The 26,575-nt window shown below is 71.8% G+C and carries 27 protein-coding genes; 18 read left to right on the top strand and 9 right to left on the bottom strand.

What is annotated here, in order from left to right:
* Positions 1 to 122: 122 nt before the first annotated feature.
* On the bottom strand, positions 123 to 731 hold the full coding sequence (locus ACIBG7_RS27995; RefSeq protein WP_357921433.1) for a YbhB/YbcL family Raf kinase inhibitor-like protein: 609 nt from the start codon (positions 729 to 731) through the stop codon (positions 123 to 125).
* A gap of 153 nt (positions 732 to 884) precedes the next feature.
* Between ACIBG7_RS27995 and ACIBG7_RS27990 the strand changes: the two genes are divergently transcribed.
* Positions 885 to 1,394 carry a PH domain-containing protein gene (locus ACIBG7_RS27990; protein ID WP_397338171.1) on the top strand — a complete coding sequence of 170 codons (510 nt, stop codon included), beginning with the start codon at positions 885 to 887 and terminating at the stop codon, positions 1,392 to 1,394.
* Positions 1,391 to 2,845: a PH domain-containing protein gene (locus ACIBG7_RS27985; RefSeq protein ID WP_397338170.1), complete on the top strand. Its 1,455-nt coding sequence runs from the start codon at positions 1,391 to 1,393 to the stop codon at positions 2,843 to 2,845. Before ACIBG7_RS27990 ends, ACIBG7_RS27985 begins: the two co-directional genes overlap by 4 nt.
* 214 nt (positions 2,846 to 3,059) lie before the next feature.
* On the opposite strand, the gene sepH is transcribed toward ACIBG7_RS27985, so the two are convergent.
* Entirely contained in the window at positions 3,060 to 5,759 is a 2,700-nt protein-coding gene (gene sepH / locus ACIBG7_RS27980; protein WP_397338169.1) for a septation protein SepH, read from the bottom strand.
* 383 nt (positions 5,760 to 6,142) lie between these two features.
* On the opposite strand from sepH, the gene ACIBG7_RS27975 reads away from it, so the two are divergent.
* Positions 6,143 to 7,051, top strand: coding sequence for a hypothetical protein (locus tag ACIBG7_RS27975; RefSeq protein ID WP_397338168.1), 909 nt, complete (start codon positions 6,143 to 6,145; stop codon positions 7,049 to 7,051).
* Between the two features lie 5 nt (positions 7,052 to 7,056).
* Here the strand turns inward: ACIBG7_RS27975 and ACIBG7_RS27970 are convergent, their stop codons facing one another.
* A complete protein-coding gene (locus ACIBG7_RS27970; protein ID WP_357921421.1) occupies positions 7,057 to 8,334 on the bottom strand; it encodes a D-arabinono-1,4-lactone oxidase in 1,278 nt (425 codons plus the stop codon).
* Positions 8,335 to 8,381: 47 nt separating this feature from the next.
* Positions 8,382 to 9,098 (bottom strand): polysaccharide deacetylase family protein, encoded by a 717-nt coding sequence (locus tag ACIBG7_RS27965; RefSeq protein WP_357921419.1) that lies wholly within the window; start codon positions 9,096 to 9,098, stop codon positions 8,382 to 8,384.
* A 143-nt stretch (positions 9,099 to 9,241) separates the two neighbouring features.
* On the opposite strand from ACIBG7_RS27965, the gene ACIBG7_RS27960 reads away from it, so the two are divergent.
* On the top strand, positions 9,242 to 10,429 hold the full coding sequence (locus ACIBG7_RS27960) for a lytic murein transglycosylase (RefSeq protein ID WP_357921416.1): 1,188 nt from the start codon (positions 9,242 to 9,244) through the stop codon (positions 10,427 to 10,429).
* On the opposite strand, the gene ACIBG7_RS27955 is transcribed toward ACIBG7_RS27960, so the two are convergent.
* Entirely contained in the window at positions 10,420 to 11,346 is a 927-nt protein-coding gene (locus tag ACIBG7_RS27955) for a ferrochelatase (protein ID WP_357921413.1), read from the bottom strand. The two genes, ACIBG7_RS27960 and ACIBG7_RS27955, sit on opposite strands and share 10 nt — an antisense overlap.
* 38 nt (positions 11,347 to 11,384) lie before the next feature.
* On the opposite strand from ACIBG7_RS27955, the gene ACIBG7_RS27950 reads away from it, so the two are divergent.
* Positions 11,385 to 13,361: a S9 family peptidase gene (locus tag ACIBG7_RS27950; protein WP_357921411.1), complete on the top strand. Its 1,977-nt coding sequence runs from the start codon at positions 11,385 to 11,387 to the stop codon at positions 13,359 to 13,361.
* Positions 13,358 to 14,131 (top strand): inositol monophosphatase family protein, encoded by a 774-nt coding sequence (locus ACIBG7_RS27945; protein WP_397338167.1) that lies wholly within the window; start codon positions 13,358 to 13,360, stop codon positions 14,129 to 14,131. Before ACIBG7_RS27950 ends, ACIBG7_RS27945 begins: the two co-directional genes overlap by 4 nt.
* Before the next feature lie 69 nt (positions 14,132 to 14,200).
* Here ACIBG7_RS27945 and ACIBG7_RS27940 read toward each other — a convergent pair whose 3' ends face one another.
* On the bottom strand, positions 14,201 to 14,368 hold the full coding sequence (locus ACIBG7_RS27940; RefSeq protein ID WP_357921405.1) for a hypothetical protein: 168 nt from the start codon (positions 14,366 to 14,368) through the stop codon (positions 14,201 to 14,203).
* Between the two features lie 170 nt (positions 14,369 to 14,538).
* Here ACIBG7_RS27940 and ACIBG7_RS27935 point away from each other — a divergent pair, with 170 nt between their 5' ends.
* The 5 genes from ACIBG7_RS27935 to ACIBG7_RS27915 all read left to right on the top strand — a co-directional run bounded on the left by ACIBG7_RS27935 (position 14,539) and on the right by ACIBG7_RS27915 (position 18,337).
* The gene (locus ACIBG7_RS27935; protein ID WP_357921402.1) at positions 14,539 to 15,192 is read left to right on the top strand and encodes a response regulator transcription factor; all 654 of its coding nucleotides are present in this window, start codon (positions 14,539 to 14,541) and stop codon (positions 15,190 to 15,192) included.
* A gap of 38 nt (positions 15,193 to 15,230) precedes the next feature.
* Entirely contained in the window at positions 15,231 to 16,481 is a 1,251-nt protein-coding gene (locus tag ACIBG7_RS27930) for a sensor histidine kinase (protein ID WP_397338358.1), read from the top strand.
* Positions 16,482 to 16,765: 284 nt separating this feature from the next.
* Complete coding sequence (locus ACIBG7_RS27925) at positions 16,766 to 17,065, top strand: DUF4193 domain-containing protein (protein WP_020542847.1); 300 nt, start codon at positions 16,766 to 16,768, stop codon at positions 17,063 to 17,065.
* Between the two features lie 213 nt (positions 17,066 to 17,278).
* Positions 17,279 to 18,058: a hypothetical protein gene (locus ACIBG7_RS27920; protein ID WP_357922173.1), complete on the top strand. Its 780-nt coding sequence runs from the start codon at positions 17,279 to 17,281 to the stop codon at positions 18,056 to 18,058.
* 48 nt (positions 18,059 to 18,106) lie between these two features.
* Positions 18,107 to 18,337 carry a hypothetical protein gene (locus ACIBG7_RS27915; protein ID WP_357921396.1) on the top strand — a complete coding sequence of 77 codons (231 nt, stop codon included), beginning with the start codon at positions 18,107 to 18,109 and terminating at the stop codon, positions 18,335 to 18,337.
* Positions 18,338 to 18,367: 30 nt separating this feature from the next.
* Here ACIBG7_RS27915 and ACIBG7_RS27910 read toward each other — a convergent pair whose 3' ends face one another.
* Genes ACIBG7_RS27910 through paaI form a run of 3 tightly spaced genes read right to left on the bottom strand, consistent with a single transcriptional unit; the run spans position 18,368 to position 20,608 of the window.
* Entirely contained in the window at positions 18,368 to 18,940 is a 573-nt protein-coding gene (locus ACIBG7_RS27910) for a TetR/AcrR family transcriptional regulator (protein ID WP_357921394.1), read from the bottom strand.
* A 4-nt stretch (positions 18,941 to 18,944) separates the two neighbouring features.
* On the bottom strand, positions 18,945 to 20,243 hold the full coding sequence (gene paaK, locus ACIBG7_RS27905; RefSeq protein ID WP_397338166.1) for a phenylacetate--CoA ligase PaaK: 1,299 nt from the start codon (positions 20,241 to 20,243) through the stop codon (positions 18,945 to 18,947).
* Positions 20,240 to 20,608 carry a hydroxyphenylacetyl-CoA thioesterase PaaI gene (paaI, locus tag ACIBG7_RS27900; RefSeq protein WP_397338357.1) on the bottom strand — a complete coding sequence of 123 codons (369 nt, stop codon included), beginning with the start codon at positions 20,606 to 20,608 and terminating at the stop codon, positions 20,240 to 20,242. Before paaI ends, paaK begins: the two co-directional genes overlap by 4 nt.
* A 99-nt stretch (positions 20,609 to 20,707) precedes the next feature.
* Here paaI and paaN point away from each other — a divergent pair, with 99 nt between their 5' ends.
* Genes paaN through ACIBG7_RS27865 form a run of 7 tightly spaced genes read left to right on the top strand, consistent with a single transcriptional unit; the run spans position 20,708 to position 26,450 of the window.
* Positions 20,708 to 22,348, top strand: a complete 1,641-nt coding sequence (gene paaN / locus ACIBG7_RS27895) for a phenylacetic acid degradation protein PaaN (RefSeq protein ID WP_357921388.1) — start codon at positions 20,708 to 20,710, stop codon at positions 22,346 to 22,348.
* Positions 22,345 to 23,169, top strand: a complete 825-nt coding sequence (locus tag ACIBG7_RS27890) for a 3-hydroxyacyl-CoA dehydrogenase family protein (RefSeq protein WP_397338165.1) — start codon at positions 22,345 to 22,347, stop codon at positions 23,167 to 23,169. Before paaN ends, ACIBG7_RS27890 begins: the two co-directional genes overlap by 4 nt.
* The gene (gene paaA / locus ACIBG7_RS27885; protein WP_397338164.1) at positions 23,166 to 24,074 is read left to right on the top strand and encodes a 1,2-phenylacetyl-CoA epoxidase subunit PaaA; all 909 of its coding nucleotides are present in this window, start codon (positions 23,166 to 23,168) and stop codon (positions 24,072 to 24,074) included. The genes ACIBG7_RS27890 and paaA overlap by 4 nt, the downstream gene beginning before the upstream one ends.
* Positions 24,071 to 24,343, top strand: coding sequence for a 1,2-phenylacetyl-CoA epoxidase subunit PaaB (paaB, locus tag ACIBG7_RS27880; protein WP_357921379.1), 273 nt, complete (start codon positions 24,071 to 24,073; stop codon positions 24,341 to 24,343). The genes paaA and paaB overlap by 4 nt, the downstream gene beginning before the upstream one ends.
* A complete protein-coding gene (paaC, locus tag ACIBG7_RS27875) occupies positions 24,340 to 24,990 on the top strand; it encodes a 1,2-phenylacetyl-CoA epoxidase subunit PaaC (RefSeq protein WP_397338163.1) in 651 nt (216 codons plus the stop codon). Before paaB ends, paaC begins: the two co-directional genes overlap by 4 nt.
* Complete coding sequence (gene paaD, locus ACIBG7_RS27870; RefSeq protein WP_397338162.1) at positions 24,984 to 25,442, top strand: 1,2-phenylacetyl-CoA epoxidase subunit PaaD; 459 nt, start codon at positions 24,984 to 24,986, stop codon at positions 25,440 to 25,442. Before paaC ends, paaD begins: the two co-directional genes overlap by 7 nt.
* The gene (locus tag ACIBG7_RS27865; RefSeq protein WP_397338161.1) at positions 25,443 to 26,450 is read left to right on the top strand and encodes a 2Fe-2S iron-sulfur cluster-binding protein; all 1,008 of its coding nucleotides are present in this window, start codon (positions 25,443 to 25,445) and stop codon (positions 26,448 to 26,450) included.
* Positions 26,451 to 26,575 lie beyond the last annotated feature (125 nt).

Raw genomic sequence — 26,575 nt, 5'->3', positions numbered from 1 at the left:
GCAATCCCTCCCCTTTGATCACTAACGCCTAACAATTGGATCTGATTGTGCCGACCCCAGGGAGCGTTGTCACACCCTAAGTGAAGAATTGGTAACCACTACTACCTGCAGTGTCCGAGCTCTCACTCGATGTCGACCGCGGTCAACCGGCCACGGGCGATGGTGAGCTCCGCGATCTTGTGCAGGATCTTGGAGATCGTGTCGCCCTCTTCCGTGGCCACCTTGCCGCTGAGCGCGTAGACGCTGAAGCGGTAGTTGCCCGGACCCTCGCCGGCCGGCTTGCGGCACGGCGCGGAGTAGCCCCGCGTGCCGTCCAGGAGCTGGGCCTGGGTGGCCTCCTCCGGAGCCTTGGTCCCGTCGGGCGAGGTCGCCCCCTCCGCCGGGATGCCCGCGGCCAGCACGGTCGTGCGGTGGTCGATGTTGTAGATGATCCAGTGCACCGCCTGGTCGGGCGCGGAGTTGTCGTCGACGACGACGGCGAAGGTCTTCGCGTCCTTGAGCGGCTGGCTCGACCAGGTGAGCATCGGGCTGCCCTTGCCGCCCTCGCAGGTGTATTCGGCAGGCAGCGGACCGCCTGGCCTGATCTCCGGGCTGGAGACGTTGATCTGGAGAAGCTCCCGGGCGGCGGAGGCGTTGCCCCGCAGCACCGAGCATCCGGCGACGCAGACCACGAGCACCGCCGCCGCCAGTGTGGCGATGGCGCGGCGTGCCGAGGGGATGCGCAGCCTCATGTCGCACGATGCTACGCGTCCTACGGCGATGCGCAGACCGTTTCGCGGTGCACGAGGACCGGAACTCGCCCCGAAACGTCCCTAAATCGCAGGACAAGTGGGGTGAAGGCGGACGGGTGATCGCCCTGTCCCGGTGCGGCATAGTGTGGAACCGTGAACGTCCGTGAGCCCGCCCACCAGGTCTCGCCCAGGGCCCGGCACCTCTGGCTGCTGCACTCGCTCGTCGGTTTCGTCCTGCTCGCCGGGGGCTCCTTCCTGCTGGCCCGCTGGATCGGCCGCAGCGAGTGGGGCTGGGTGCCCGAGTGGTTCGCCGGCTCCTGGTGGGTGCTGCCCGCGCTGGTCGTGGTGATCTCGCTGCCGCTGCTGGTCGCCGAGCCGTTCGTCCGCTACGCCGTCCACCGCTGGGAGCTGGCGGGCGACGTGGTCTACGCCCGCTCCGGCTGCCTCACCCGCGAATGGGTCTTCGTCCCGGTCAGCCGCATCCAGACCGTCGACAAGAGCCAGGGCTGGTTCGAGCGCATGCTGCGCCTGGCGACGCTGGAGATCCGCACCGCCTCCCACGCCGGCTCCTCGACCGTCAAGGGCCTCGACCACCAGGTCGCCGCCGCCCTCGCCGACGAGCTCGCCCGCCGCGCGGAAGAGCTCAGGGACGACGCCACGTGAACCGGCTCAGCCCCAAGGTGCTGGTCATCGACCCGGTGCGGATGCTGCCCTCCCTGCTGGTGCCGCTCATCGGTCTGCTGTTCGCCAGCGGGTTCTCCGCGCGGTCCTACCTGTGGGCCTCGCTGGGCGTCGCCGGCACCGTCGTCTTCGCCGTCGTGCGCTGGCTGACCTTCACCTACGGCATCGTCGGCGACCGGCTGGAGCTGCGCCGCTCGCTGATCAGCCGCTCGGTCCGCACCATCCCGCTCGAACGGGTGCGCGGCGTCGACATCACCACCCCGCCCATGCACCGGCTCCTCGGCCTGGCCGTCCTGCGCATCGACACCGGCGCCAGCGGCGGCGGGCAGCAGGAGGGCGAGCTCAACGGCGTCACCCTGGCCGAGGCCGAGCACCTCAAGAACCTCCTCCTCCGCCGCGCCCCCGCCGCCGCCGCTTCGCCCGCTTCCGTCGCCGAGGCTCCACCGGCGCCGGTCCCCGACGATGTGATCATCAAGGTCCCGCGCGCCTGGCTCATCTACGGCCCGCTCTCCGGCGCCTACCTCCTCACCCCCTTCGCCATCGCCGGCGGCGCCATCGGCCTGGCCTTCCAGTGGGGTGACGACCTCGGGTACGGCAGAGCCGCCTTCGGGGCCGGCCGCTGGCTCTGGGACCGGCCGCACCTCCTGCTCATCGCCGTCCTCGCGCTCGTCGTGCTCATGCCGTTCGCCGGCGGCATCATGTACGCGCTGTTCAACTGGGACTTCACCCTCAAGCGCCGCGACGGCCACCTGGTCGCCGAACGCGGGCTCATCACCCGGCGCAGCGTCTCCCTCGAAGCCGCCCGTGTGCGGGGCTACGAGGTCGTCGACGCGCTCTTCGAGCGGTGGGCCGGGGTGGTGCGCGTCTGGGCCATCGTCACCGGCCTGGGGGACTCTGAGACGCGTGGGCAGCTCCTTCCCGACGTCCCCCGCGCCGTCGCCCTCGACCTCACCGCCCGGGCCATCGGGCCCTACACCGGGCCCCTCGTCCCGCACCCGCCCGCCGCCCGGCAGCGCCGTATCTTCCGAGCCGTCTTCCCCTGGCTCCTGCTGGCCCTCGCCGCCGTTGTCCTCAACCCGCCCTTCTGGGGTGCCCTGCTCGGCGTCTCCCTGCTGTTCGCCGTCCTCGGCGTGCCCCTCGGGCTGGACCGCTACCGCTCGCTGGGGCACGGCTACGACGGCGTACGGCTCGCCGTCCGCTCCGGCTCCCTCCGTCGCTCCCAGGCCGTCGTGGAGCGTCGGGCCGTGGTCGGATGGCGGTTGCGCCAGACCTTCTTCCAGCGCCGTGCCGGCGTCTTCACCGTCATCGCGGGTGCCGGCGCCGGCAAGGGCGGCTACGCGGCCCTCGACGTCTCCCCCGACCAGGCCACCGCCTTTCCCGCCTCGGTCACCCCGGAATGGCTCGCCCCTTTCCTCAAGCCACCCCCTTCCTGAGCGCTTCGGGTGGGGTACGGCAGGCCGGAGTTTCCCGAGCCCCCGTGCCGAGCACGGCAGACACCTCCCCTGAGCCCGCCGCCAAGTTGGCAGGCCGTCCACGGTTACCAGCTCCCGGTGGAGTACGGCAGGCCGTCCGGAGCCTGCCGGCCGGACACGCCGAAGGGGCGGACCGCCCGGCCCGCCCCTTCCCGCTCACCCGACTACTTCTCGCTCAGTCCTGCCGCCGTGCGCCGAACATGATCTCGTCCCAGCTCGGCACCGAAGCCCGCCTGCCCCGCGCGTTCTTCTTGGCCTGCCTGGCGGCCGGAGCCGGAGGAGGCGAGGCCACGGGAGCCACCGGCTCGGGCTTGGCCTTCCCGTCCTCCCCGCTCGCCCGCGCCGCCGGCACCGCAGGCTCCGGCACCACCGGCTCCTCAGGCTCTTCGGCGGCCTTGGGCTCGACGTCCTTCACCTCGGCCGACTCCACCTCGGTGGGCTTCGCCGGGGCGGACTCCACCTCGGTCGGCTTCGCCTCAGCGGGCTCCGTAGCCTGGGCCACTTCCTGCTCGGCCGTCTTCTCGGAGTTGGTGTCGACCTTGGCCGCCTCCTGGGGAGCCGACTCCTGGGGAGCGACCTCCGCAGCGGCCGACTCCTTCACGGCTTCCTTTGCGGTCTCCGCCGTCGGACCCTCTGTCTTCGGGGCCTCCGTCTGGGGCGCGGTGGTGGCGGTCGCCGACTTCTCGGCGACGGGTGCCCCGGCCGTGCCCTTGGGGGTCTCCGGCTTGGCCTCCTCAACTGCGGGTGCCGGGGTGGCCTCGGTCTTCACGGCCTCCGCAGACGCGGCAACTTCGCTGGGAGCGGTAACCGCATCGGGAGCGGCAAGCTCGGGAGCTGCGGCTTCAGCGGGAGCGGCGGTCTCAACGTCGGCCTTGAGCACCTCGGCTTCGGACACCTCCACCTTGGGCGCCTCTGCCTTAGGCACCTCGGCTGCGGTCGCCTCCACCTTGGGCGTCTCAGCCTCGGACCCCTCCGCTGAAGGTGCCTCTGCCTGCCGTACGGGCGCGGGGTCGGTGACCGCAGCCGCTGGCGTGGGCACCGGGGTGCTCGCCTCGGATGCCGGGGGCACCTCCGCCTCCACCACAGGCTCGGCAGCCTTGGCCACCTCGGCCACGGGCTCGGCGGTGTGGGTGAGCTCGGCCGGGGGAGCCTCCTCGACCTTGGCCGCGGGGGCCTCGGTGGCGGACTCGGCGGGCTTGGTGGCGGGCTCCTCCGGCTTGGCAGCCTCGATGGAGGGCTCCACGGCAGGGGCCGCAGCGGTGTGATCAGGCTTGTTGGGCTCGACGGTGGCCGTGGCTGCCGGCTCAGCAGGCGGGGCCGGCGCGTCCACCGCAACGGTCTCGGGGGCCTGGGCTGCGGGCTCGGCGGCGGGCGTCCCCGACACGGGCCTCTCCGCCACGGGTGGCGCGACGACGGGAGCCTCGGCCGCCGGGGCGACCGTCTCGGCGGGCGGTGTGGGCACGGTGGCCGAAGGTTGCGCGGGGGAGGCCGCTGGCTGAGCGGAGAGATCGGCGGGTTGGGAGGGAACGGCCGGGACAGGGGTGGCCGGGAGGGACGGGCGAGCGGGGACCTGGTCGATCAGGGCTTCCAGGGACGCGCTCTGGTCGAAAACCACCGACGACCCGCCCGCAACGTCAGCGACGGACGACTCGTCCGCAGCACCAGCGACGGACGACTCGACCGCAGCACCAGTGACCGACGACTCGACCGCAACGTCAGCGACCGACGACCCGTCCGCAACGTCAGCGACGGACGGCTCGTCCGGGCGGCCGGAGACCGGCGACCCGTCGGTTCCGCCGGAGACAGGGGAGCCGCTCGCGGCACCGGCGGCCGGCGACCCGGGCTGGTCGGCGACGGCAGGTGAAGGGGGGCCGGCGACAGGTGAAGAGAGGCCGGCGGCCGGGGAGGGGGTGGCGGCGGGCAACGCAGGGGTGGCGGCCGGGGGTTCGGGGGTGGAAGAGGGGTCGGGGTCGCGGAGGGTGCCGCGGGTGGGGCCGAAGTCGGGCAGCCAGGGCGCCGGCTCACGGCGAGGCGGTTCGACGGGGCGGACACGGGAGGGGTCGCCGTCGCGGTAGGCGGCGGGCACGCCACGGCCGGGCACCCCCGGGAAGGAGCCGTCGCCGGAGGCGCTGGGCAGGGCAGGGCGCGGCAGAGCCGCCGGCTCTTCGGCGGGCGGCTCGCGGCGGATGACGGAGGGGAACGGCACGGGGTCCGCGCCCAGGGGCGGGACGGGCTGGAGTTTGGTCACCCGCGGCGGGAACGGGGTGACGGTGGTCTCCTCGATCGGCGGCTCGGGGTCGAAGTCGGCCTGGGACAGCCGGTGGGACTCGTCGTCGTGCGGGCTGACGTGCCGGCGGCGCGGGTCGAACAGCCACTCGGCGTGCCGCGTGTGACCGTTCCACACGTAGCCCAGCTTGACCCGCCACAGCCCGTCGTCGCGCTTGGCGGAGTCCCAGTCGATCTCCTCGGCGGGGACGCCGCGGCGGGTGAGGCGTTCGGCGACGAGCTCGCCGAGGGTGGGGCCGGGGGCGGACTCCCCGGGCATGCGGACCGCGACCCGCTGCGCCTGCTGGGCGACGTACTCGCGCTCCTGGAGCACGGGACCCTCGAACCAGCGGACCCGCTCGACCGGGATGCCGGCGGTCGCGGCGATCTCCTCCGCGGTCTCACCGGCACGGATGCGAGCCTGGATCTCCTTGGGGCGCAACGGACTCTCCACTTCGATCTCGTACTGGCCGAGACGGGAGAAGTTTCCGCGGACGGCAGCGCGGAGCCGGTCGTCGACGGGCAGCGTGAAACGGGTACCCCGGCCGGCTGTCGCCAAGACGAGATACGTGCCGTCCTCGCTCACCGCGACGAGTCGGAGCTCCTGCATGCGGGTCCTTTCGTCAGCGTCGTGCTCATTCTTCCCCCGGACCCTTGAGTCTCTCGCGTGTGCCGGTTGCCTGCCAGCACCGTACCCGGCATGTCCGAACATCGCCTTCCTGGGATAGCTCCCAGATGATGTGACGCCGGTCACATTTAGTGGATCCATCCGGGTTCACACCTCGGCGCGGTGCAGCAGGAGGTTAGGGGTCCTCGTCGGATTCTGACGAATCCGCATCCGCGTCGCCGTGGACTTGGGGCAAGTGCTTCTGGTTCGGCCCGACACGAGCCGAGAATCTGCCTGTCACGCACGTCACAGGAACAACAGGACACGCGGTCGCGTCTATTCACGAGAAAGGTCTTTACCTGCGCGAGAGAGGACTGGTTCGGGGGATGAGCGGCGAGCAGCGGAAGTTCGAGCTGAGCGTGCCGCAGATCGCCGGAGGTGCGCTGGCGGCGGTCACCGCCGCGGTCGCGGCCTCCTATCTGGGGGTGGCGGGGACGTTCATCGGCGCGGCCGTGGCGAGCGTGGCCAGCACGGTCGGGGGCGCGGTCTACACGCACTACCTGAAGCGCACCGGTGAGGCGGTCAAGGAGCACACGCTGGGCACGTGGCGCCGCCAGGACCAGGAGGAGGGCCAGGGCGAGCTGGCCACCGCCGTCCACGCGACCCCCGCCGCGGCCACGAGCGGTGAGCCGCAGTCCCCGGCCTCCGTTGCCCCTGTCCTGGCCGCGCCGGTGGATCCGCACGCCGAGACCGGTCCGATGGGCGTGGTGGACCCGGGCGCCGAGACCGTCCAGCTCGCCGCCGTCCCCAGCGGTCAAGGCGGTGGTGACACGCTGGTGATGGCCCCCGTGTCCGGGGACGGCGGCCGCCGTCCGCTGCCCTGGCTGAAGCTCGTCCTGGCCGCGGCCCTGGTCTTCGCGATCAGCGTCGGCGGCATCCTGACCTTCCAGACCCTCGCCCACCGCACCGTGCACGAGGCGGTCACCGGCAAGACCCCGGTGGCGAAGAAGGCACCCAAGGACGACGAGCGCAGGGAGCGCCAGCGCGAGGAGGAGCGGCCCCGGCAGACCGCCGACCCCACCCCCGAGCGCACGCAGGAGCGGGAGCCGACTCCCACGCCGACCCCGACGCCGACCGGCGAGCCCACGAACGAGGCGACGCAGGAGCCGACCGCCGAGCCGACCACCGAGGCGCCGATCGAACCGTCCGGTGAGCCCGAGGCGACCGTACCGCCCGAAGATGTGGCCCCCGAGCAAGGCGACGGCCTGTTCCAGGAGCCGGGCGGAGACTCGTAGGCGGCTTAGCCGAGCACGCCGTCCAGATAGGGGTTGGTGAACAGCCGCTGCGGGTCCAGCCGGTCGCGCAGCGCGACGAAGTCCCCGAAGCGCGGATAGACCTTCGACAGGTAGGAGGCGTCGCGGGTGTGCAGCTTTCCCCAGTGCGGCCGGCCCTCCAGCCGGGTCATGATCTCCTCGACGCCCTCGAAGTAGGCCGGGTTGGGGGTGGGCCGGTAGATGTGGCAGGCCACGTAGGCCGACGGCCTGCCGTACGCCGTGGAGAGCCAGACCTCGCTCGGCGGGGTCACCCGGACCTCGATCGGGAAGGTGATCTTCCAGTCCATCCGGTCGATCAGGTCGCGGGTCTCGCGCAGGGCGCGGCCGAGGTGCTCGCGGGGGACGGCGTACTCCATCTCCAGGAAGCGCACGTCCCGCACCGAGGTGAAGATCTTGTAAGAGGTGTCGACCGACGAGGAGTCGCCCAGGGCTTTGGCGCTGATCGAGTTGAGCGTGGGGATCAGGCCGGGCAGCCGCCCGCCGAGCGCGCACATCGCGCCGAAGAGCTTGTTCTCCAGCAGCACGTTGTCCAGCCAGTGCTTGAGCGGGCTGGGCGGCGCGGCCGGTCCGGGGTGCCGGTTGTTGGTCTTGACCAGGCACGCGTCGGTGTGCGGCAGCCAGAAGAAGTCGAGGTGCTCGTTGCTCGCGGTGAGCTCGTCGAGCGAGTCGAGAATGCCGGTCAGCGACATCACGCGGCGCACGTTGCGCAGCAGGAAGGCGGGTTCGACGCGCAGGGTCACGGAGGTGAGCACGCCGAGCGCGCCCAGGCCGACGCGGGCGGCGTCGAAGAGGTCCTCGCCCGGTACGGCTCGCGTCACGCTCCCGTCGGCGAGGACGAGTTCGAGGGCCAGGACCTGGTCGGCGAGGCCGCCGGTGTCGCGGCCGGTGCCGTGCGTGCCGGTCTGGATGGCGCCGGCGACGGTCTGGGCGGTGATGTCGCCCATGTTGGCCAGGGCGAGGCCGCGGCGGTCGAGTTCCTCGTTGAGCGTGTGCAGCGGGGTGCCCGCGGCGACGGTGACCGAGCCGGGGCCGGCGTCGAGGATGCCGGTCAGCCCGTGCGGGCGGAGCATGATCCCGTCGGTGAGGGCCACGCCGGTGAAGGAGTGGCCCGTGCCGACCATGCGCACGCGGCGCCCGTCGCGGGCGGCGTCGCGCACGGCACGCACCACGTCGTCGGCCGACGACGGGGTGCGCACCTCGGCGGGGGTGCCGGTCTGGTTTCGAGCCCAGTTGGTGAAGGCCATGTGAGCACCCCTTGCAGAGCGTCGTTCCTAATTAACGTGAACGATACTCATCTCTCCCAGCCTTCGGGAACCGGGAAGGTGTCCCCGGGCTTCAGGTCGTACTGCTTGATGATGTCGGAGACCGTCACCAGGTGGTAGCCACGCTTCTTGAGCAGCGTGACGATGTTCGGCATGACGTCGACGGTCTCCTTGACCCAGTCGTGCATCAGGATGATGCCGTTGGGCGCGGCGACGTCCAGGACCTGCTGCTTGATCGAGTCCGCGTTCTTGGAGGACCAGTCCTTGGACCCCGCGGTCCAGAGCACGACCGGCATGCCGAAGTCGGCGGCGATCTCGCTGGTCGGCATGTCCACCAGCCCGTACGGCGGGCGCAGCAGCTTGGGTTCGACACCGGTGACCTGCTTGACCAGGTCCTGCGTCTTCTGGATCTCGCTCCGAATGGCCCACGGCTCGAGATCGGTGAACTTGGGGTGGGAGTAGCTGTGGTTGCCCAGCTCGTGGCCTTCGGCGGCCATGCGCTTGGCGAAGGCCGGCCGCAGCTTCACGTACTGGCCCTCCAGGAAGAAGGTGGCCTTGGCCTTCTCCTTCTTCAGGGTGTCCAGCAGCTTGTCGGCGTACTTGCCTGGGCCGTCGTCGAAGGTCAGTGCGATGCACTTGACCTGGGTGCAGTCGACAGGTTCGTCCTTCGCCGCTGCTGAAGCCGGTGTGGCCAGAGTGACGGCAACACAGGCGGCAGCCAGGAGTGAAGTGATTTGTCGGGACATAGGAAAACTTTCACGAGTGACGGATGGTACGAGGGTTCACAGCAACCTAGCCGATGCCTCCGGAAGGAGTCAGGTCCGCCCGGAAAGTCCCAGCAAATCCGAACCTCCCGATCTCTGGGCCTCCGTCCACTACGCTTGCCGGAGTGTCCGCCCCGTCATCCCTGCGCCTGATCGTGCCGGTCCTGGCGGCCGCGATCGTGCTCACCGCGCTCGGCGGCGCCCTCGGCCTCACCCTCTGGCACGAGCCGCCCGGCCTCGAACCGGCCGCTTCCCGGCAGCTCGCCGCGGGCTCCGGCAACGCCGGCGCCGAGCGCCTGGAGAGCCTCGTCCCCGAGACTCAGCCAATGGCCGAGCAGCCCACCGGCGGCACGCGGCGGCCGGTGAAGGAGTTCGGCCGCGGCGGCCCCGGCATCACCCCGTCCCCGCCGCGCGTCCTGGCCATCGCCCCGGCGGCGGTCCCGGCCAGGACCCGGCACGCGCTGTCCGCGCTTCCGCACGTGGAGAAGGTGCTCACCGTCGACGCCGGGGTGATCACCATCGCCGGCACCCGGCTCAACCTGCTCGCCGTCGATCCCGTGGACTTCCGCTCCTGGACCCCGAAGGCGGTGGCCGACGAGCCCGCGGTCTGGAGCGCGCTGGAACGCGGCGAACTGGTCGCCGACCCGGGCGCGGTGCGCAGGTTCGGGCTGATCCTCGGCGCCGAGTACCAGGTGGACGCCGGTCCGCGGCTGCGCGTGGCCGCCTCGGCGACGCTCGGCCTCAGCGGCATCGACGGCCTGGTCAGCACCACGGCCGGGCAGAGCCTCGGCCTGGCGGCCGACGTGGTCGTGCTGCTGCACGGCAAGGAGGGGAAGATCGGCACCGGCGAGGTCGGCCGGGTCCTGGGCCAGGGCGCGCAGGTGGTCTCCCTGGAGCCCCGCCGTACCGAGGCTCCGCCCGCGCAGGAGGTGACGGTCGGCCGGCCGGGCAGCTACCTGGAGCTCTACAAGGCGGCGGCCACCCGCTGCCCGGGCCTGTCCTGGACGGTGCTGGCGGCGATCGGGCAGGTGGAGAGCTCGCACGGCCGCAACAACGGCCCCTCCAGCGCGGGGGCGCTCGGCCCGATGCAGTTCATGCCGCGCACCTGGAAGCACTACGGCGTGGACGGCGACGGCGACGGCGTCAAGGACATCTGGAGCCCCTACGACGCCGTGCCCGGCGCGGCCAACTACCTGTGCGCCACCGGCGCGCCCGGCAACCTGCGCAAGGCGGTCTACGCCTACAACCACTCCTGGTCGTACGTGGACAAGGTGCTGAACCTGGCCGCCGCCTACGCCCGCGACTACGCCTGACGCCGCACCGGCGGCGGGCAGCAGGTCAGCGCGCAGGCGACCGGCTCGGGGCCGGCCATCAGCTCGCCGACCATCCGGACGAAGCGCGGATGCGTGCCGACGGTGGCCGCGCGCTCCAGCGGCAGGCCGAGCTCGGCGGCGAGCTGGCGGGCCTCGGTGTCGAGGTCGTAGACGACCTCCATGTGGTCGGAGACGAAGCCGATCGGCACCAACACCACCGGCCCGTCCACCTTCGGCAGGTGGTCGAGCACGTCCGGCTCCAGCCACGGCACCTCGGGCGGGCCGCTGCGCGACTGCCAGACCAGGTCCCAGTCCTCCTCGCGGCCCAGCGCGGCGTTGACCAGCCCGGCCGAGCGGCGGATCTGCTCCTCGTAGCGGCTGGTCGACGCCATCGAGACCGGGATGCTGTGCGCGGTGAAGACCAGCCGCGCCGGCCGGCCCAGCGCGGCCAGCGCGTCACGCACCCGGTCGGCCTGCGCCTCGACGAAGCCGGGGTGGTCGCCGAAGTGCGGCAGCTTGACCAGCTCGGGCCCGTCGTCGAGGGAGATGCGGGCGATGTCCTCGTAGTACTGGCGGCAGGAGGAGTAGCCGGCGAAGGCGGAGGTGGCGAAGACTGCCGCGCGCCGGACGCCGTCCTCCCGCATCTGCCGGACGGTGTCCTCGCCGAACGGGTGCCAGTTTCGGTTACCCCAGTAGACCGGGACGTCGAGCTCGGCCCGCAGCGCCTCGACCAGCGCGCGGTTCTGCGCGTTGATCGGGCTGACCCCGCCGAATCCCAGGTAGTGCTCGGCCACCTGCTCCAGGCGGGCGCGCGGCACCCCCCGGCCGCGTACCACGTTCTCCAGGAACGGCATGACGTCCTCGGGACCTTCCGGCCCCCCGAAAGAAAGCACCAGCAGTGCGTCGTAGCTCCCCACGGCGACAACCCTATGTCCTGCCAGGTAGGTTCCATCGAGTGAGCGCATTCAACGACATTCGTGAATATGTGGCCATTCCCCGGCTCGCGTCCCTGCGGTTGTCGCCCGACGGCACCCGGCTGGTGGCCGTGGTGCAGTCCCTCAACCCCGACGGCAAGTCGTACGGTACGGCCCTGTGGGAGATCCCCGCGAGCGGCGAGGGCGAGGCGGTCCGGCTGACCAGGTCGGCCAAGGGCGAGTCCAGCGCCGAGTTCACCGGCTCCGGCGACGTCCTGTTCACCTCCCGCCGCCCCGACCCCACCGTCCAGGACTCCTCCGACGAGGTGCCCGCGCTCTGGCAGCTCCCGCGCTCCGGCGAGGCCCGCCAGATCGCCACCCGGCCGGGCGGCGTGGCCGCGCTCGCCACCGCCGCGAGCACCGTCGTCTTCGTCTCCGACGTGCTCGGCGACGACGAGGCCACCGAGGAGGAGCGCCGCAAGGCCCGCAAGGAGGCCGGGATCAGCGCGATCCTGCACGAGGGCTACCCGGTGCGCTTCTGGGACCACGACCTCGGGCCCGACCAGCCCCGGCTGTTCGCCGGCCGGCTGACCGGCGACCGGCTGGCCGAGGTGCGCGACCTGACCCCCGACGCGGGGTCCGCGCTGACCGAGGCGAGCTTCGACCTGACCCCCGACGGCACCGCGGTGATCAGCACCTGGACCGTGGCCCTGCCGCTCGGCGAGAGCCGTACCGAACTGGTCCGCATCGAGGTGCCCTCCGGCGAGCGCAGCACGCTGCTGTCGGACGAGGAGCACAGCTTCTATGCGCCCAAGGTCTCCCCGGACGGCACCAAGGTGGCCTTCACCCGCGAGCGGCTGACCACCCCCGAGCTCTCGGCCCGGGCGGAGCTGTGGATCGCCGACCTGGCCACCGGCGAGGGCCGCGCCTACGCCGGCGACCTGTTCCCCGGCGGCTACGAGTGGGCGCCCGACTCCGGCTCGCTCTACCTGTTCGCCGACGAGCAGGGCCGCCGCCCGATCTTCCGCGTCCCGGTCGACGGCGAGGTGACCCGGCTGACGACGGGCGACGGCGCCTACTCCAACCTCAACGTCACCGCCGACGGCAGCGCGATCTACGCCTTGCGCAGCGGCTACGACGGCCCGGCCGCGCCGGTCCGCGTGGACGCGGCCACCGGCGAGGTCACCGAGCTGCCCTCGCCCGCGCCGAAGCTGGAGCTGCCCGGCACGCTCACCGAGATCAGCGCCACCGCCGACGACGGCCAGGAGATCCGCGGCTGGCTGGTCCTGCCCCGCGGCGCCTCCGCCGACAGCCCGGCGCCGTTCCTGCTGTGGATCCACGGCGGCCCGATCGGCTCCTGGAACGACTGGTCCTGGCGCTGGAACCCGTGGATCATGGCCGAGGCCGGCTACGCCGTCCTCATGCCCGACCCCTGCATGTCCACCGGGTACGGCCAGCACCACATCGACCGCGGCTGGGCCAACTGGGGCCCGCGCACCATGGCCGACCTCGACGCCATCGTGGACGTCGCCCTCGCGCGGGACGACATCGACGGCGGGCGCACCGCCGCGATGGGCGGCTCCTACGGCGGCTACATGGCCAACTGGGTGGCCGGGCACACCGACCGCTACCAGGCCATCGTCACCCACGCCGCGCTCTGGAACCTCGACCAGTTCAGCGGCACCACCGACGGCGCCAACTACTGGCAGCGCGAGCTCGGCGCCCCCGGCTCCCCGCTGAACGAGAAGCTCTCCCCGCACCACTCGCTGGAGGCGATCACCACCCCGATGCTCGTCATCCACGGCGACCGCGACTACCGGGTGCCGATCGGCGAGGCGCTGCGCCTGTGGTGGGACCTGCAGCGCACCGGCGTGGAGTCGAAGTTCCTCTACTTCCCGGACGAGAACCACTGGATCCTCAAGCCCGGCAACGTCGTCGCCTGGTACGAGACGGTCCTGGCCTTCCTGGCCCAGCACGTGCTCGGCCAGGAGTGGAAGCGCCCGGACTCGCTGGCATGACCCATCTCGAACTGGCCGAGGAGATCGCGCGCGAGGCGGGCGAGATGTTGCTCGCCGAGCGCGGCTCCAAGCCCGTCGTGGCCGCGACCAAGTCGAGTCCCACCGACGTCGTCACCGAGCTCGACCGGGCGGCCGAGGAGCTGATCCGCTCCCGCATCCCGGCCGGGCACGCCGTGCTCGGCGAGGAGGAGGGCGCGACCGGCTCGGGCTCGGTCCGGTGGATCGTCGACCCCATCGACGGCACGGTCAACTTCCTGTACGGCCTGCCGGACTGGGCGGTCTCCATCGCGGTCGAGGTCGACGGCGTGATCGTCGCGGGCGTGGTGCACAACGTGCCGCGCGGCGAGGTGTTCACCGCCTCGCTGGGCGGCGGCGCGTGGCTGGCGGGGGAGCGGCTGAGCTGCACCACCGGCGTCCCGCTGGAGCGGGCGCTGGTCGCCACCGGCTTCGGCTACTCGGCGGGGCGGCGGGCCGTACAGGCGGAGGTCGTGGCGCGGGTGCTGCCCAGGGTCAGGGACATCCGGCGCGGCGGCTCGTGCGCGGTGGACCTGTGCTCGGTGGCGGCGGGCCGGGTGGACGCCTACTACGAGCGCGGCACCAACCTGTGGGACCACGCGGCCGGCGGCCTCATCGCCCAGGAGGCCGGTGCGGTGCTGGGCGGCCTGCACGGCCGGCCGGCAAGCCAGGAGATGGCGATCTGCGCGGCTCCGGAGCTCTTCACCGAGCTGCACGACCTGATCGCGCCCCTGGATCCGGAGCGTGACCTTTAAGAGCGATCCGTAGCAGGGCCCGGACAGGGAAACGCCCGCGAGAGGGGGATCTCGCGGGCGTTCCGGGTGCTACGCGCGGGGCAAGGCGACGCCGTTATCGTCTGCCAGTCGGCGCAGATCCTCGATCTCGGCGGTGAGGGTGTCGGCGAGGAAGTCGTCCCCGGCCGTCCTGGCCTCGTCCAGATTGCGCCGAGCCTGGTCGAGACGCCGCTCGATGGTCGTCGTGAACTCGCCCATCTCACCTACTCTCAGGGGGTTCCAGTGGGTGTTCGGGTTGGTTTACCCACCTCCTGACTCCCGCCAAACCTCCGGATCGCTGTGCGGTGCGTCACCCGCGCCCGTCGATGCCTTACCGTGCGCTTATCGGCCGTGCGGCCACAATGGGCTATCGACTTGAGGAGTGAGCTGTGCGGGTTCTGGTGGTCGAGGACGAGCGGGTGCTCGCCGACGCGATCGCGACCGGGCTGCGGCGGGAGGCCATGGCGGTGGACGTCGCCTACGACGGCGGGAGCGCTCTGGAGAAGACCTCGTACATCGACTACGACGTGATCGTCCTCGACCGCGACCTGCCGGTGGTGCACGGCGACGAGGTGGCCCGCCGGCTGGTGGAGTCCCGCTCGGCGACGCGCATCCTGATGCTGACCGCGGCCGGCGACGTGGACGACAAGGTGGCGGGCCTGGGCCTGGGCGCCGACGACTACCTGGCCAAGCCGTTCGTCTTCATCGAGCTGGTCGCCCGGGTGCGCGCGCTGGGCCGTCGTTCGGCGCCTGCGCTGCCGCCGGTGCTGGAGCGCTCCGGCATCCGGCTCGACCCGGGCAAGCGGCTGGTGCAGCGCGAGGGCAAGGAGATCGTGCTCACCAAGAAGGAGTTCGCGGTCCTGGAGGAGCTGATGCGCGCCGAGGGCGCCGTGGTCAGCCAGGAGGACCTGCTGGACAAGGCGTGGGACGAGAACATCGACCCGTTCACGAATGTCGTGCGGGTCACCATGATGACGCTGCGCAAGAAGCTGGGGGAGCCGCAGGTGATCGAGACGGTGCCCGGGGTGGGGTACAAGTTGTGAGCGAACGGCCAGAGCGCCGGGCCGAGCCGACGCACCCCATGATCCGGCCGCACACCGAGGTGCTCGCCCCCGGAGGCCGGGACCGGCAGCCGCCACCTCCCACCGGGCCGCCCGCCTGGGACGGCCCGCCGCCGCCCCACCCCGCGCCCCTGAAGGTCTCGGCGCGGGAGCGGATGCGGCAACTGCCTCATCAAGTGAGCATCCGCTGGCGCCTGACGCTGACCTACGCCGCGCTCTTCTTCGTCGCCGCCCTGGCCCTGCTGCTCGTGATCTACGTGATCGTCGGCTGGGCGATCGAGGCCGCCTGGATCGGGTCGTACAACCCGGAGGTCCAGGAGGTGCTGACCAAGCTGCAGGACGCGGCCATCGACGCGGCGCGGGCCGAGCTGGTGCGGCGGTCGGTGATGGTGCTCATCGGGATGGGCCTGATCGCGATGATCCTGGGCTACGTGGTCGCCGACCGGGCGCTGAAACCGGTGGCCAAGATGACCGCCACCGCGCGCAAGCTCTCCGAGAGCAACCTGGCCCACCAGCGCATCGACCTGAAGGGCCCGGACGACGAGCTCAAGGAGCTGGCCGACACCTTCGACGAGATGCTGACCCGGCTGAACCTCGCCTTCGACTCCCAGCGGCGCTTCGTGGCCAACGCCTCGCACGAGCTGCGCACCCCGCTGACGATCAACCGCACGGTCCTGGAGATCGCGCTGACCGATCCGGAGGCGTCGCAGGACCTCAAGGCGCTGGGCCGTACCCTCCTGGAGGTCAACGCCCGCAACGAGAAGCTCATCGAGGGCCTGCTGCTGCTGGCGCGCAGCGAGCGCGAGCTGGCCGTGCGCAAGCCGGTGGACGTCAAGGACGTCGCCGCCACGGCCGTGGAGCAGGTGCTGCCCTTCGCCGAGGAGCACGGGGTGACGATCACGACGGACCTCGCCAGGGCGGGGACGGTCGGCGATCCGGTGCTCCTGGAGCGGTCGGTCAGCAACCTGCTGGAGAACGCCGTCAAGTACAACCTGCCCGAATCCGGAAAAGTCTGGATCCAGGTGGGAATGTCGGACGGGGGGGCCGTTGTTCAGGTGGCCAACACCGGGCAACACGTCCCGGCGTACGAGGTGAACAGCCTGTTCGAGCCGTTCCGGAGGCTCCACGCCGACCGCGTGGACTCGGCCAAGGGAGCGGGTCTGGGGCTGTCCATCGTGCGAGCGGTCGTCCAAGCCCATGGCGGGTCGGTGACTGCCGCGCCACGCGAGGGCGGAGGCCTTGTCGTCACCGTCCGGCTCCCCGGGCGTTGATCCGGCGTGTTGATCTGGCGCGGAAGTCTCCTAGCCGCCGTACATGTGGTTGGATGTGCCGTCGAACACGGTGGTGCATGACGCCAAAGCTGTGAGTTTGGCCATATTTGGCTTACCGCCGCTTCCGGCAGAAGGCACTGGCGTGTAGGGAGGTTCGGCAACCACTCCAGAGGGGTACCGATTGCAAAATCTCCCGGATGGAATCGGGCACAAGAAGGGCCTCTCGGACGTTACACGACGCGCAATCCCGCGTGCAGACATATGAGGGGGATGGAGTAAGCACAATGGCAACCGACTACGACAGCCCGCGCAAGACGGACGACGACCTGGGGGAAGACTCCCTTCAGGAGCTCCAGGCGCGGCGTACCGACAAGTCCTCCGGCAGCATCGACATCGACGAGACCGACCTCGCCGAGTCGCTCGAGCTGCCCGGCGCGGACCTGTCGAACGAGGAGCTCTCGCTGCGGGTCATCCCGCGGCAGGCGGACGAGTTCACCTGTTCGCGATGCTTCCTGGTGCACCACCGGAGCCAGCTGGCCAGCGAGAAGAACGGCCAGCAGGTCTGCCGCGAATGCGCCGCCTGACGATCCAAGGGCGACGCTCGGGGTAGGGAAGCAGACCGAGGGAGGCTTCGCGTCGTGACCAAGGACAAAGAGCAGCACAACGAGCACAAGCTGGAGCGCGGTGCCCGGCCGGACGACGGCCGGGCGACCACACCCGACGGCGGTCCCGATCCGGTAGGGGCCGGATCGCCGCCCGAGGGGACGGGCACCGGGCTCGGCGACGCCGGCGGCGGGATCGAGGCCGGCGACGCCGACCACGGCCGCGAGGTCGGCGAGCTCGTCGGCAGGCTGACCGGCGAGGACGGGATCGAGCCGGCCGAGCGGCGCAGGCTGCTCGGCCGTCTCGCCAGATCGCTGGCGTCCGGAGCGAAGAAGGCCGGCGCCTCCGGCGTGGGCCGCGGCCGATGGCTGGCCGACGTCTTCCTCAGCATCGCCCCCCGCATCCCCATTCGTGATCTTCAGACCCTCTCCGAGCACCACCACGGCCTCACCGGCGAGGCGCTGGCCGACGATCTCGTCCGCACCGCGATGAAGGCGACGATGACGGTCGGCGCGGTCGGCGGAGCCCTGTCGGCGGCCGAGTTCGCCGCTCCACCCCTTCTCCTGTCCGCACCCGCGCAGCTCGTGGCCGAGACCATCGTGGTGGCCGCCATCGAGGTCAAGCTCCTGGCCGAGCTGCACGAGGTGTACGGCGTGCGCATCGACGGCACCGGCACGCAGCGCGCCGCCGCCTTCACCTCCGCCTGGGCCCGCCAGCGTGGTCTCGACCCGCTGGCGCCGGCCACCGTCACCCTGGCGCTGGGCGCCGCCGCCAAGACCGCGCTGCGCAAGCGCCTCATGCGCGTGCTCGGCCGGCACCTCACCACGCTGGGCCCGTTCCTCACCGGCGCGGTCGCCGGCGGCGCGCTCAACCGGGCGGCGACCAAGAAGCTCGGCGAGGCGATCCGCACCGATCTGCGGGGCAAGCTGCCGCCGTTGCCGAAAGCCAAGGATCGCGAGCAGATCCAGCGATGAGTCCGGGCCTCTTCACGAGTCTGTATGGATAGTGGAGAGGAGCCCCCGATGACGACCACCGAACTCGCCCAGATCCTGTTCAGCTCGCCCCTGCAGCCGTCGCAGGCGCTGTCGGCCTCGGAGATCCGCCGGGCCGTGGAGAACCACTCGTGCGACCTGTCGCGGTGTGCCGCGCTGGTCGCGCAGGAGGCCGGCGACCACCCCGAGAGCTACGCCGCGCGCATGCGCTGGGCGCTCACCGCCGTCGAGCGCGCCTTCGCCCCCGCGCTGGCCGCCTAGACCCCGCAGCCCGCTCAGACCACTGGCGGCTTAGACCCGCAGGCCGTCGAAGGCGATCTTCAGGACCGCCTCGGCCAGCGCGTCCGGGCTGCCCCCGCGGGCCGGCTGGTACCACTCGGCGATCGAGTTGACCATGCCGAACAGCAGCCGGGTGACCAGCGCAGGATCCACGTCCGGCCGCACGTCCCCGTCGGCCGCCGCCTCCTTCACCAGCGCGCTGACGAAGCGGTCGAACTCCCGCCGCCGCTCCAGCGCTCCCAGCTCCGTCGGGCTGTTGCCGTGCACCCGCAACAGCAACGTCACGTACGGCAGGCGTTCGGCCAGGATGGCCACGCTGCGCCGTACCACCCATTCCAGCCGGTCGATGGCCCGGCCGGACCGCGCCCGCTCGTCGCCGATCATCGCGAAGAGCCCGTCGAGCGCCCGGTCGAGCGCCCGGCCGAGCAGTTGTTCCTTGCCGGGCACGTGGTAGTAGATGGCCGACTTGGTCACGCCGAGGGCGCGGGCCAGATCCTCCATGCTGGTGCCGTCGTAGCCCCGCTCGTTGAACACGCCGACGGCGGTGTGCAGGACGGACTCCGGATCGTGGCCACGCTTCTTCATGGCGTCAATTATCCCGTTTGTCGATGAGGCGCTTGAGCTTGCCCATGCTCCGCTCCAGCGTCTCCGGGTCGGTGACCGCCACCTCGACGCTCACCCCCACGTGGTCCTTGACCGCCCGGCGCAGCGTCTCGGCGGCCTGGTCGCGGGCCTCGAACCCGGGCCGGGCCTCCACCCGCACGGTCAGCACGTCGAGCCGCGCGGGCCGGGTGAGCTCGACCTGGAAGTGCGGCGACAGGCCGGGGACGCGCAGGATGAGCTCCTCGATCTGGGTCGGGAAGAGGTTCACGCCGCGCAGGATGATCATGTCGTCGGTGCGGCCGGTGACCTTCTCCATGCGCCGGAAGGCGGGCCTGGCCGTACCGGGGAGCAGGCGGGTCAGGTCGCGGGTGCGGTAGCGGATGATCGGCAGGGCCTGCTTGGTGAGCGAGGTGAAGACCAGCTCGCCGGCGCCGTCGGTGACCTGGCCGGTGAAGGGGTCGACGGTCTCGGGGTAGAAGTGGTCCTCCCACACGTGCAGGCCGTCCTTGCTCTCCACGCACTCCTGCGCGACGCCCGGCCCCATCACCTCCGACAGGCCGTAGATGTCCACCGCGTGCAGCCCGAAGCGCTCCTCGATCTCCTTGCGCATCTCCTCGGTCCAGGGCTCGGCGCCGAAGACGCCGATCTCCAGGGAGCTGGCCCGCGGGTCGAGCCCCTGCGCCTCGAACTCGTCGAGCAGGGCGAGCAGGTAGCTCGGCGTGACCATGATCACGCGGGGCCGGAAGTCGGTGATGAGCTGCACCTGGCGCGGCGTCATGCCGCCCGAGACCGGTACCACGGTGCAGCCCAGCCGCTCGGCTCCGTAGTGCGCGCCGAGGCCGCCGGTGAACAGGCCGTAGCCGTAGGCCACGTGCACCAGGTCGCCGGGCCGGCCGCCGGCGGCGCGGATCGAGCGGGCCATGACCTCCGCCCAGACGTCCAGGTCGGCCTGCGTGTAGCCGACGACGGTGGGCTTGCCGGTGGTGCCGGAGGAGGCGTGGATGCGGGCCACCCGCTCGCGGGGGACGGCGAACATGCCGAACGGGTAACTCTCGCGCAGGTCCTGCTTGGTGGTGAAGGGGAAGGCGGCCAGGTCGCCCGGCTCCTTCAGGTCGTCGGGGTGCACGCCGTGCCGGTCGAACTTCTCGCGGTAGCGCGGCACGTTCTCGTAGGCGTGCCGGACGCTCCAGCGGAGCCGGTCGAGCTGCAGCGCCCACAGCTCGTCGACGGACATCCGCTCGGCGGGGTCGAGCTCGCCCGGGGCGGGGGGAGGGCCGTATCTCATCTCAACTCCCTGCTGCGGCCGCGGAACTCCGCGACCACGTCGCCGCCGGACCTGCGCACGGTGATGTCGTAGACGCCGCTGCGGCCGTAGCGGGTGCGCTCGGCCGCCTCGGCGACCAGCACGTCGCCGGTGTGGGCCGGGGCGACGAAGACGATCTCCGCGCCGGCCGCCACGGTGACCGGGCCGTGGCTGTTGCACGCGCAGGCGAAGGCGGTGTCGGCCAGCAGGAAGACGTACCCGCCGTGACACAGGCCGTGCCCGTTGATCATCTTGTCGGTGACGGCCATGCGACACACCGCACGGCCCGGACCCAGTTCGGTGAGCTCGATGCCCAGCGCGGCCGAGGCGGCGTCGGCCTCCATCATGCGGCGCGCGTTGTCCAACGGAAGTCTCCCTTGTCAACTGACCGAATGTTCGGTAAACAGTCCATCGTCCGGCCGATCCCTGTCAAGAGAGGGACGAACATGTTCGAGCAGCACCGGGAGACCCTCGACCAGGCGCTCTCCGCGATCGCCGAACGCGGCTACTGGAGCGCCTATCCAGAGTCGCCCAGCCCCCGCGTGTACGGCGAGGGCGCGGCGGAGCAGGGGAAGGCGGCCTTCGAGTCCTACCTGGGCCGGCCCTTCCCGACCGACCAGCCTGGGACCGGCTCGTGGGTCGGGGCGGAACGCTCGCCGTACGGGATCGAGCTGGGGGTGACCTACCCCGCGCCGGACACCGAGACCCTGGTCGGCGCGGCCCGCGCGGCGATGCCCGCCTGGCGCGACGCCGGGCCGCTGGCCCGCGCACTGGCCTGCGTGGAGATCCTGCACCGGGTCAACCAGCGCAGCTTCGAGATCGCCAACGCCGTCCAGCACACCAGCGGCCAGGCCTTCGTCATGGCCTTCCAGGCCGGCGGCCCGCACGCGCAGGACCGCGCCCTGGAGGCGGTCGCCTACGGCTACGCCGCCCAGACCTCCTCGGCCGGGCAGGCGCGCTGGGAGAAGCCGGCCAAGGGCGAGCCGCTGGTCATGGACAAGCGTTTCACCGTCGTGCCGCGCGGCGTGGCCGTGGTGATCGGCTGCACCACCTTCCCGACCTGGAACTCCTACCCGGGCCTGTTCGCCTCGCTGGTCACCGGCAACCCGGTGATCGTCAAGCCGCACCCGCGGGCGATCCTGCCGCTGGCGATCACCGTGCAGATCGCCCGCGACGTCCTGGCCGAGGCCGGGTTCGACCCCGCGCTGGTGCAGCTCGCCGTGGAGGAGGGCACCGGCCTGGCCACCGAGCTGGCCACCCACCCGGCGGTGCGGATCGTCGACTTCACCGGCTCCACCTCCTACGGCGACTGGCTGGAGGCCAACGCCCGCCAGGCGCTCGTGCACACCGAGAAGGCCGGGCTCAACACGGTCGTCATCGACTCCACCGACTCCTTCAAGGGCATGCTCGGCAACCTGGCCTTCTCGTTGTCGCTGTACAGCGGGCAGATGTGCACCGCGCCGCAGAACCTGCTCATCCCGGCCGGCGGCATCGAGACCGACGAGGGGCACAAGAGCTTCGACGAGGTCGCCGCCGGGCTGGCCGCCGCGGTCGGCAAGCTCCTGGGCGACGACGCGCGCGCGGTCGAGCTGACCGGCGCGCTGGCCAACCCCGAGGTGCTGGCCCGGGTGGAGGCCGCGCCCTCGCTCGGCGAGGTGGTGCTGGAGTCGCGGGCGCTCAAGCACCCGGCCTTCCCCGGCGCGGTGGTGCGCACCCCGGTCATCGTCCGGGTGGACCCGGACCGCGACGACGTCTACACCAGCGAGCACTTCGGGCCGATCTCCTTCGTCATCCCGACCGCCTCGACCGCCGACAGCCTCCGGCTGCTGCGCGAGACGGTCAGTGCCCACGGCGCGCTGACCGCGTCGGTCTACTCCACCTCCGAGGAGGTGCTGGAGCAGGCCGAGAAGGCGGCCATCGACGCCGGGGTCAACCTGTCCTGCAACCTCACCGGCGGCGTCTTCGTCAACCAGTCGGCGGCCTTCAGCGACTTCCACGGCACCGGGGCCAACCCGGCGGCCACCGCCTCGCTGACCGATCCCGGCTACGTCGCCGGCCGCTTCCACGTGGTGCAGTCGCGGCGATGAGCGTCCCGAGCCAGGTCGCGGTCATCGGCGGAGGCCGCATGGGGGCCGGCATCGCCCAGGTCTTCCTGCTGGCGGGCGCGTCCGTCACCGTCCAGGAGCCGCGGGCCGAGGCCGCCCGCGCGGCCGTCGCCCGCGGCCTGGCCATCGCCGAGTCCAAGGGCGCGGCCCCCGGCGCGCTCGACCGGCTGACCCTCGGGCCGGTCCCGGCCGAGGCCGAGCTGGTCGTCGAGGCCGTGCCGGAGGACCCCAAGCTCAAGGTCGAGGTGCTGGCCGAGGCCGAGCGCCGGGCGCCCGGCGCGGTCCTGGCCTCCAACACCAGCTCCCTGTCCATCGGCGAGCTCGCCGCGGTGCTGGAGCGGCCCGGCCGGCTGATCGGTCTGCACTTCTTCAACCCCGTCCCGGTGCAGCGCCTGGTCGAGATCGTCGTCACGCCGGAGACGCCCGCCGAGCTGCTCCAGCGGGCGAAGGGCTGGGTCGGGGCGCTCGGCAAGACCGGGATCGTCGTGCGCGACTCGCCCGGCTTCGCCTCCAGCCGCCTCGGCGTGCTGCTCGGCCTGGAGGCGATGCGCATGGTCGAGGAGGGCGTGGCCGCCCCCGAGGACATCGACACCGCGATGGAGCTCGGCTACCGCCACCCGATGGGACCGATCCGGCTGGGCGACCTGGTCGGCCTGGACGTCCGGCTGGCCATCGCCGACTACCTGCGCGACCGCCTCGGCCCCCGCTTCGAGGCGCCGGAAATCCTCCGAGAAAAGGTGGCGAAAGGGGAATTGGGGCGCAAGACCGGGAAGGGGTTCTACACGTGGGAGGAGGAGCGATGACCACGTTCCAGCAGATCATCGACGCCGACGAACGCATCGAACCGCGCGACGAGATGCCCGAGGCCTACCGCAAGACGCTGATCAGGCAGATCGCGCAGCACGCCCATTCCGAGATCATCGGCATGCAGCCCGAGGGGAGCTGGATCACCCGCGCGCCCTCGCTGAAGCGCAAGGCGATCCTGCTGGCGAAGGTCCAGGACGAGGCCGGGCACGGGCTCTACCTGTACGGCGCCGCCGAGACGCTCGGCGTCAGCCGCGACGAGCTGCTCGACGCCCTGCACGACGGCCGGCAACGCTACTCGTCGATCTTCAACTACCCCACGCCCACCTGGGCGGACATGGGGGCGATCGGCTGGCTGGTGGACGGCGCGGCGATCGTCAACCAGGTGCCGCTGTGCCGGTGCTCGTACGGGCCCTACGCGCGGGCGATGGTGCGCATCTGCAAGGAGGAGAGCTTCCACCAGCGCCAGGGCTACGAGCTGCTGCACACCCTCGCGCACGGCACCCCCGCCCAGAAGCGGATGGCGCAGGAGGCCGTGGACCGCTGGTGGTGGCCGTCGCTGATGATGTTCGGGCCGCCCGACACCGAGTCGACGCACTCCGCGCAGTCGATGGCCTGGAAGATCAAGCGGCACTCCAACGACGAGCTGCGCCAGCGCTTCGTCGACATGTGCGTGCCGCAGGCGGAGATCCTCGGGCTCACGCTGCCCGACCCCGATCTGCGCTGGAACCCCGAGCGCGGGCACTACGACTTCGGTGAGATCGACTGGACCGAGTTCAAGCGGGTGCTGTCCGGCGACGGGCCCTGCAACGCCGAGCGGATCGCGCACCGGCGTCGGGCGCACGAGGAGGGCGCCTGGGTCCGCGAGGCCGCCCAGGCCTATGCCGCCCGGGAGACGGCATGACGCTCTGGGAGGTCTTCGTGCGCCCCAAGCGGGGCCTGTCGCACGTGCACGCCGGCAGCCTGCACGCCGAGGACGCCGAGCTCGCCCTGCGACACGCCCGCGACCTGTACACCCGCCGCCAGGAGGGCGTCAGCATCTGGGTCGTGCCCGCCGACCAGATCAGCGCCTCCTCCCCGGACGAGAAGGACGCCTTCTTCGACCCCGCGGCCGACAAGCCCTACCGCCACCCCACCTTCTACGAGCTGCCCGAAGGGGTGAAACACCTGTGAACTCGCTCGAGACCGGCGACGACTGCCTCGTCCTGGCCCAGCGGCTGGCCGAGTGGGTCACCCTGGCGCCCACCCTCGAAGAGGACGTCGCCCTCGCCAACCTCGCCCTCGACCTGCTCGGCCAGGCCCGGGCGCTGCTGGCGCGCGAGGGCGACGAGGACGCGCTCGCCTACCTGCGCTCCCCGGGCCAGTTCCGCAACTGCCTGCTGGTCGAGCAGCCGAACGGCGACTTCGCGCACACCGTCGTCCGGCACCTGCTGTTCGCGAGCTACCTGTACGAGCTCTACCGCGCCCACCCCGGCGACGAGGTGGCCGCCAAGGGCGTCAAGGAGCTCGCCTACCACCGCGACTACGCGCGGGTGTGGACGCTGCGGCTGGGTCTCGGCACCGAGGAGAGCCGCCGTCGCACCATGGCCGCGCTGGAGGCGCTGTGGCCCTTCGTGGACGAGCTGTTCGAGAGCCGGGCCGAGCTGCGCGGGCCGTGGGAGCAGTACGTGCTGGCGACGCTGGCGGAGGCTTCGCTGGCCGTACCGGAAGGCGTGGAGCAACGCTCCGGCGGGCGGCGCGGCGAGCACGGCCCGCACCTGGCGGCGTTGCTGGCGGAGATGCAGGCGCTGCACCGCGAGCACTCGGGGGCCACATGGTGACTGTGTCACTGGAGGAGGCGAGGGCGGCCGCCGCGGCCGTCCCGGACCCGGAGCTGCCCATGCTCACCCTCGGCGACCTGGGCATCCTGCGCGACGTCGTACGGCGGGCCGACGGCGGGGTCGAGGTGGTGATCACGCCCACCTACTCCGGCTGCCCCGCCATGGACGCCATCCGCGAGGACATCCAGCGCGTCCTGCCCGGGGTGAGCGTCCGCACCGTGCTCGCGCCGCCCTGGACCACCGGCTGGATCACCGACGAGGGCCGCCGCAAGCTGGCCGAGCACGGCATCTCCCCGCCCGGCCGCACCCCCGTCCTGCAGCTCAACCCCCGCTGCCCGCGCTGCCGCTCGCCCCGCACCCGGCTGGTCAGCCGGTACGGCTCGACCTCCTGCAAGGCCATGTTCGCCTGCCGCGACTGCCTGGAGCCCTTCGACCACTTCAAGGAGTTCTGATTGAGCCGCTTCCAGCCGTTGACCGTCGCGGCCGTGGACCGGCTCACCGACGACGCGGTGGCCGTCACGTTCGCCGAGCGGCTGCCCTTCGTGCAGGGCCAGCACCTCACCGTCCGCACCTTCCTGGGCGGTGAGGAGGTACGGCGCAGCTACTCGATCTGCTCCCCGGTCGGCGGCCCCCTGCGCATCGGCGTCAAACGCCTGCCCGGCGGGGCCTTCTCCGAGTGGGCCAACCGCGACCTCAAGCCGGGCGACGTCGTCGAGGCGATGCCGCCCCTGGGGCGCTTCCACGTCGAGCTCCGCCCCGAGCTGGCCCGCCACCACGTGGCCATCGCGGCGGGAAGCGGCATCACGCCGGTCTTCTCGCTCATCGCCACGACGCTGGCCGTCGAGCCGTCCAGCCGGTTCAGCCTCGTCTACGGCAACCGCACCGCCCGCGAGGTGATGTTCGCCGAGGAGCTGGCCGACCTGAAGGACCGGTACGGCCCGCGCTTCACCCTGCTGCACGTGCTCAGCCAGGAGCCGATGGAGGCGCCGATCTCCAGCGGCCGGATCGACGCGGCCAAGCTCCGGACGCTGCTGCCGCTGCTGGGGGAGGGCGACGAGTACTACCTCTGCGGCCCCATCGGCCTGGTCGAGGCCGCCCGCGAGGCGCTCGGGCCGGGCCGCAGGGTGCACTTCGAGCTCTTCTACGCCGGGGAGCCGGTCGTCCGGCAGCACTCCGTGCCCTCGGGCGCGGTGTTCACCTTCACCCTGGACGGACGGACCACCCGCGTCTCCCTCGACGGCGACGAGCCCCTGCTCACCGCGGCGCTCCGCGTCCGTGCCGACGCGCCCTACGCCTGCCGCGGCGGGGTCTGCGGCACGTGCCGGATGCGCCTGGAGACCGGCGAGGTGTCCATGGACCAGAACTACGCCCTCGAACCGGCCGAGCTGGCCGCCGGTTACGTCCTGGCCTGTCAGAGCCATCCGGTCACGCCCGAGGTCACCGGAGACTTCGACGCCTGAGCGCGCCCTGTGACGGGAGTGACGGATGAGGCGCGGTGGCATTGTGAGCCTTGTGGGCGAAATGCTCGGTTCGGGTTTGTTTCGCCATGTTCTGGGCAGGGTGTACACGGCACCGCTCGCCGTGC

This window comes from Nonomuraea sp. NPDC050328, from assembly GCF_044459405.1.
In the GTDB taxonomy this organism is placed as follows: Bacteria; Actinomycetota; Actinomycetes; order Streptosporangiales; family Streptosporangiaceae; genus Nonomuraea.
Note: the sequence above shows the minus strand (reverse complement) of the source record. Positions and strands in the feature narration are given on the sequence as shown.

Excerpts from the sequence above, each read along its gene's own strand:
- paaI (WP_397338357.1), bottom strand. The coding sequence starts at position 20,608 with ATGATGGAGGCCGACGCCGCCTCGGCCGCGCTGGGCATCGAGCTCACC.
- ACIBG7_RS27945 (WP_397338167.1), top strand. The coding sequence starts at position 13,358 with ATGACCCATCTCGAACTGGCCGAGGAGATCGCGCGCGAGGCGGGCGAG.
- ACIBG7_RS27995 (WP_357921433.1), bottom strand. The coding sequence starts at position 731 with ATGAGGCTGCGCATCCCCTCGGCACGCCGCGCCATCGCCACACTGGCG.
- ACIBG7_RS27925 (WP_020542847.1), top strand. The coding sequence starts at position 16,766 with ATGGCAACCGACTACGACAGCCCGCGCAAGACGGACGACGACCTGGGG.
- ACIBG7_RS27975 (WP_397338168.1), top strand. The coding sequence starts at position 6,143 with ATGAGCGGCGAGCAGCGGAAGTTCGAGCTGAGCGTGCCGCAGATCGCC.
- ACIBG7_RS27915 (WP_357921396.1), top strand. The coding sequence starts at position 18,107 with ATGACGACCACCGAACTCGCCCAGATCCTGTTCAGCTCGCCCCTGCAG.
- paaN (WP_357921388.1), top strand. The coding sequence starts at position 20,708 with ATGTTCGAGCAGCACCGGGAGACCCTCGACCAGGCGCTCTCCGCGATC.
- sepH (WP_397338169.1), bottom strand. The coding sequence starts at position 5,759 with ATGCAGGAGCTCCGACTCGTCGCGGTGAGCGAGGACGGCACGTATCTC.
- paaD (WP_397338162.1), top strand. The coding sequence starts at position 24,984 with ATGGTGACTGTGTCACTGGAGGAGGCGAGGGCGGCCGCCGCGGCCGTC.
- ACIBG7_RS27890 (WP_397338165.1), top strand. The coding sequence starts at position 22,345 with ATGAGCGTCCCGAGCCAGGTCGCGGTCATCGGCGGAGGCCGCATGGGG.
- ACIBG7_RS27910 (WP_357921394.1), bottom strand. The coding sequence starts at position 18,940 with ATGAAGAAGCGTGGCCACGATCCGGAGTCCGTCCTGCACACCGCCGTC.
- ACIBG7_RS27940 (WP_357921405.1), bottom strand. The coding sequence starts at position 14,368 with ATGGGCGAGTTCACGACGACCATCGAGCGGCGTCTCGACCAGGCTCGG.
- ACIBG7_RS27965 (WP_357921419.1), bottom strand. The coding sequence starts at position 9,098 with ATGTCCCGACAAATCACTTCACTCCTGGCTGCCGCCTGTGTTGCCGTC.
- paaK (WP_397338166.1), bottom strand. The coding sequence starts at position 20,243 with ATGAGATACGGCCCTCCCCCCGCCCCGGGCGAGCTCGACCCCGCCGAG.
- paaB (WP_357921379.1), top strand. The coding sequence starts at position 24,071 with ATGACGCTCTGGGAGGTCTTCGTGCGCCCCAAGCGGGGCCTGTCGCAC.
- paaA (WP_397338164.1), top strand. The coding sequence starts at position 23,166 with ATGACCACGTTCCAGCAGATCATCGACGCCGACGAACGCATCGAACCG.
- ACIBG7_RS27970 (WP_357921421.1), bottom strand. The coding sequence starts at position 8,334 with ATGGCCTTCACCAACTGGGCTCGAAACCAGACCGGCACCCCCGCCGAG.
- ACIBG7_RS27930 (WP_397338358.1), top strand. The coding sequence starts at position 15,231 with ATGATCCGGCCGCACACCGAGGTGCTCGCCCCCGGAGGCCGGGACCGG.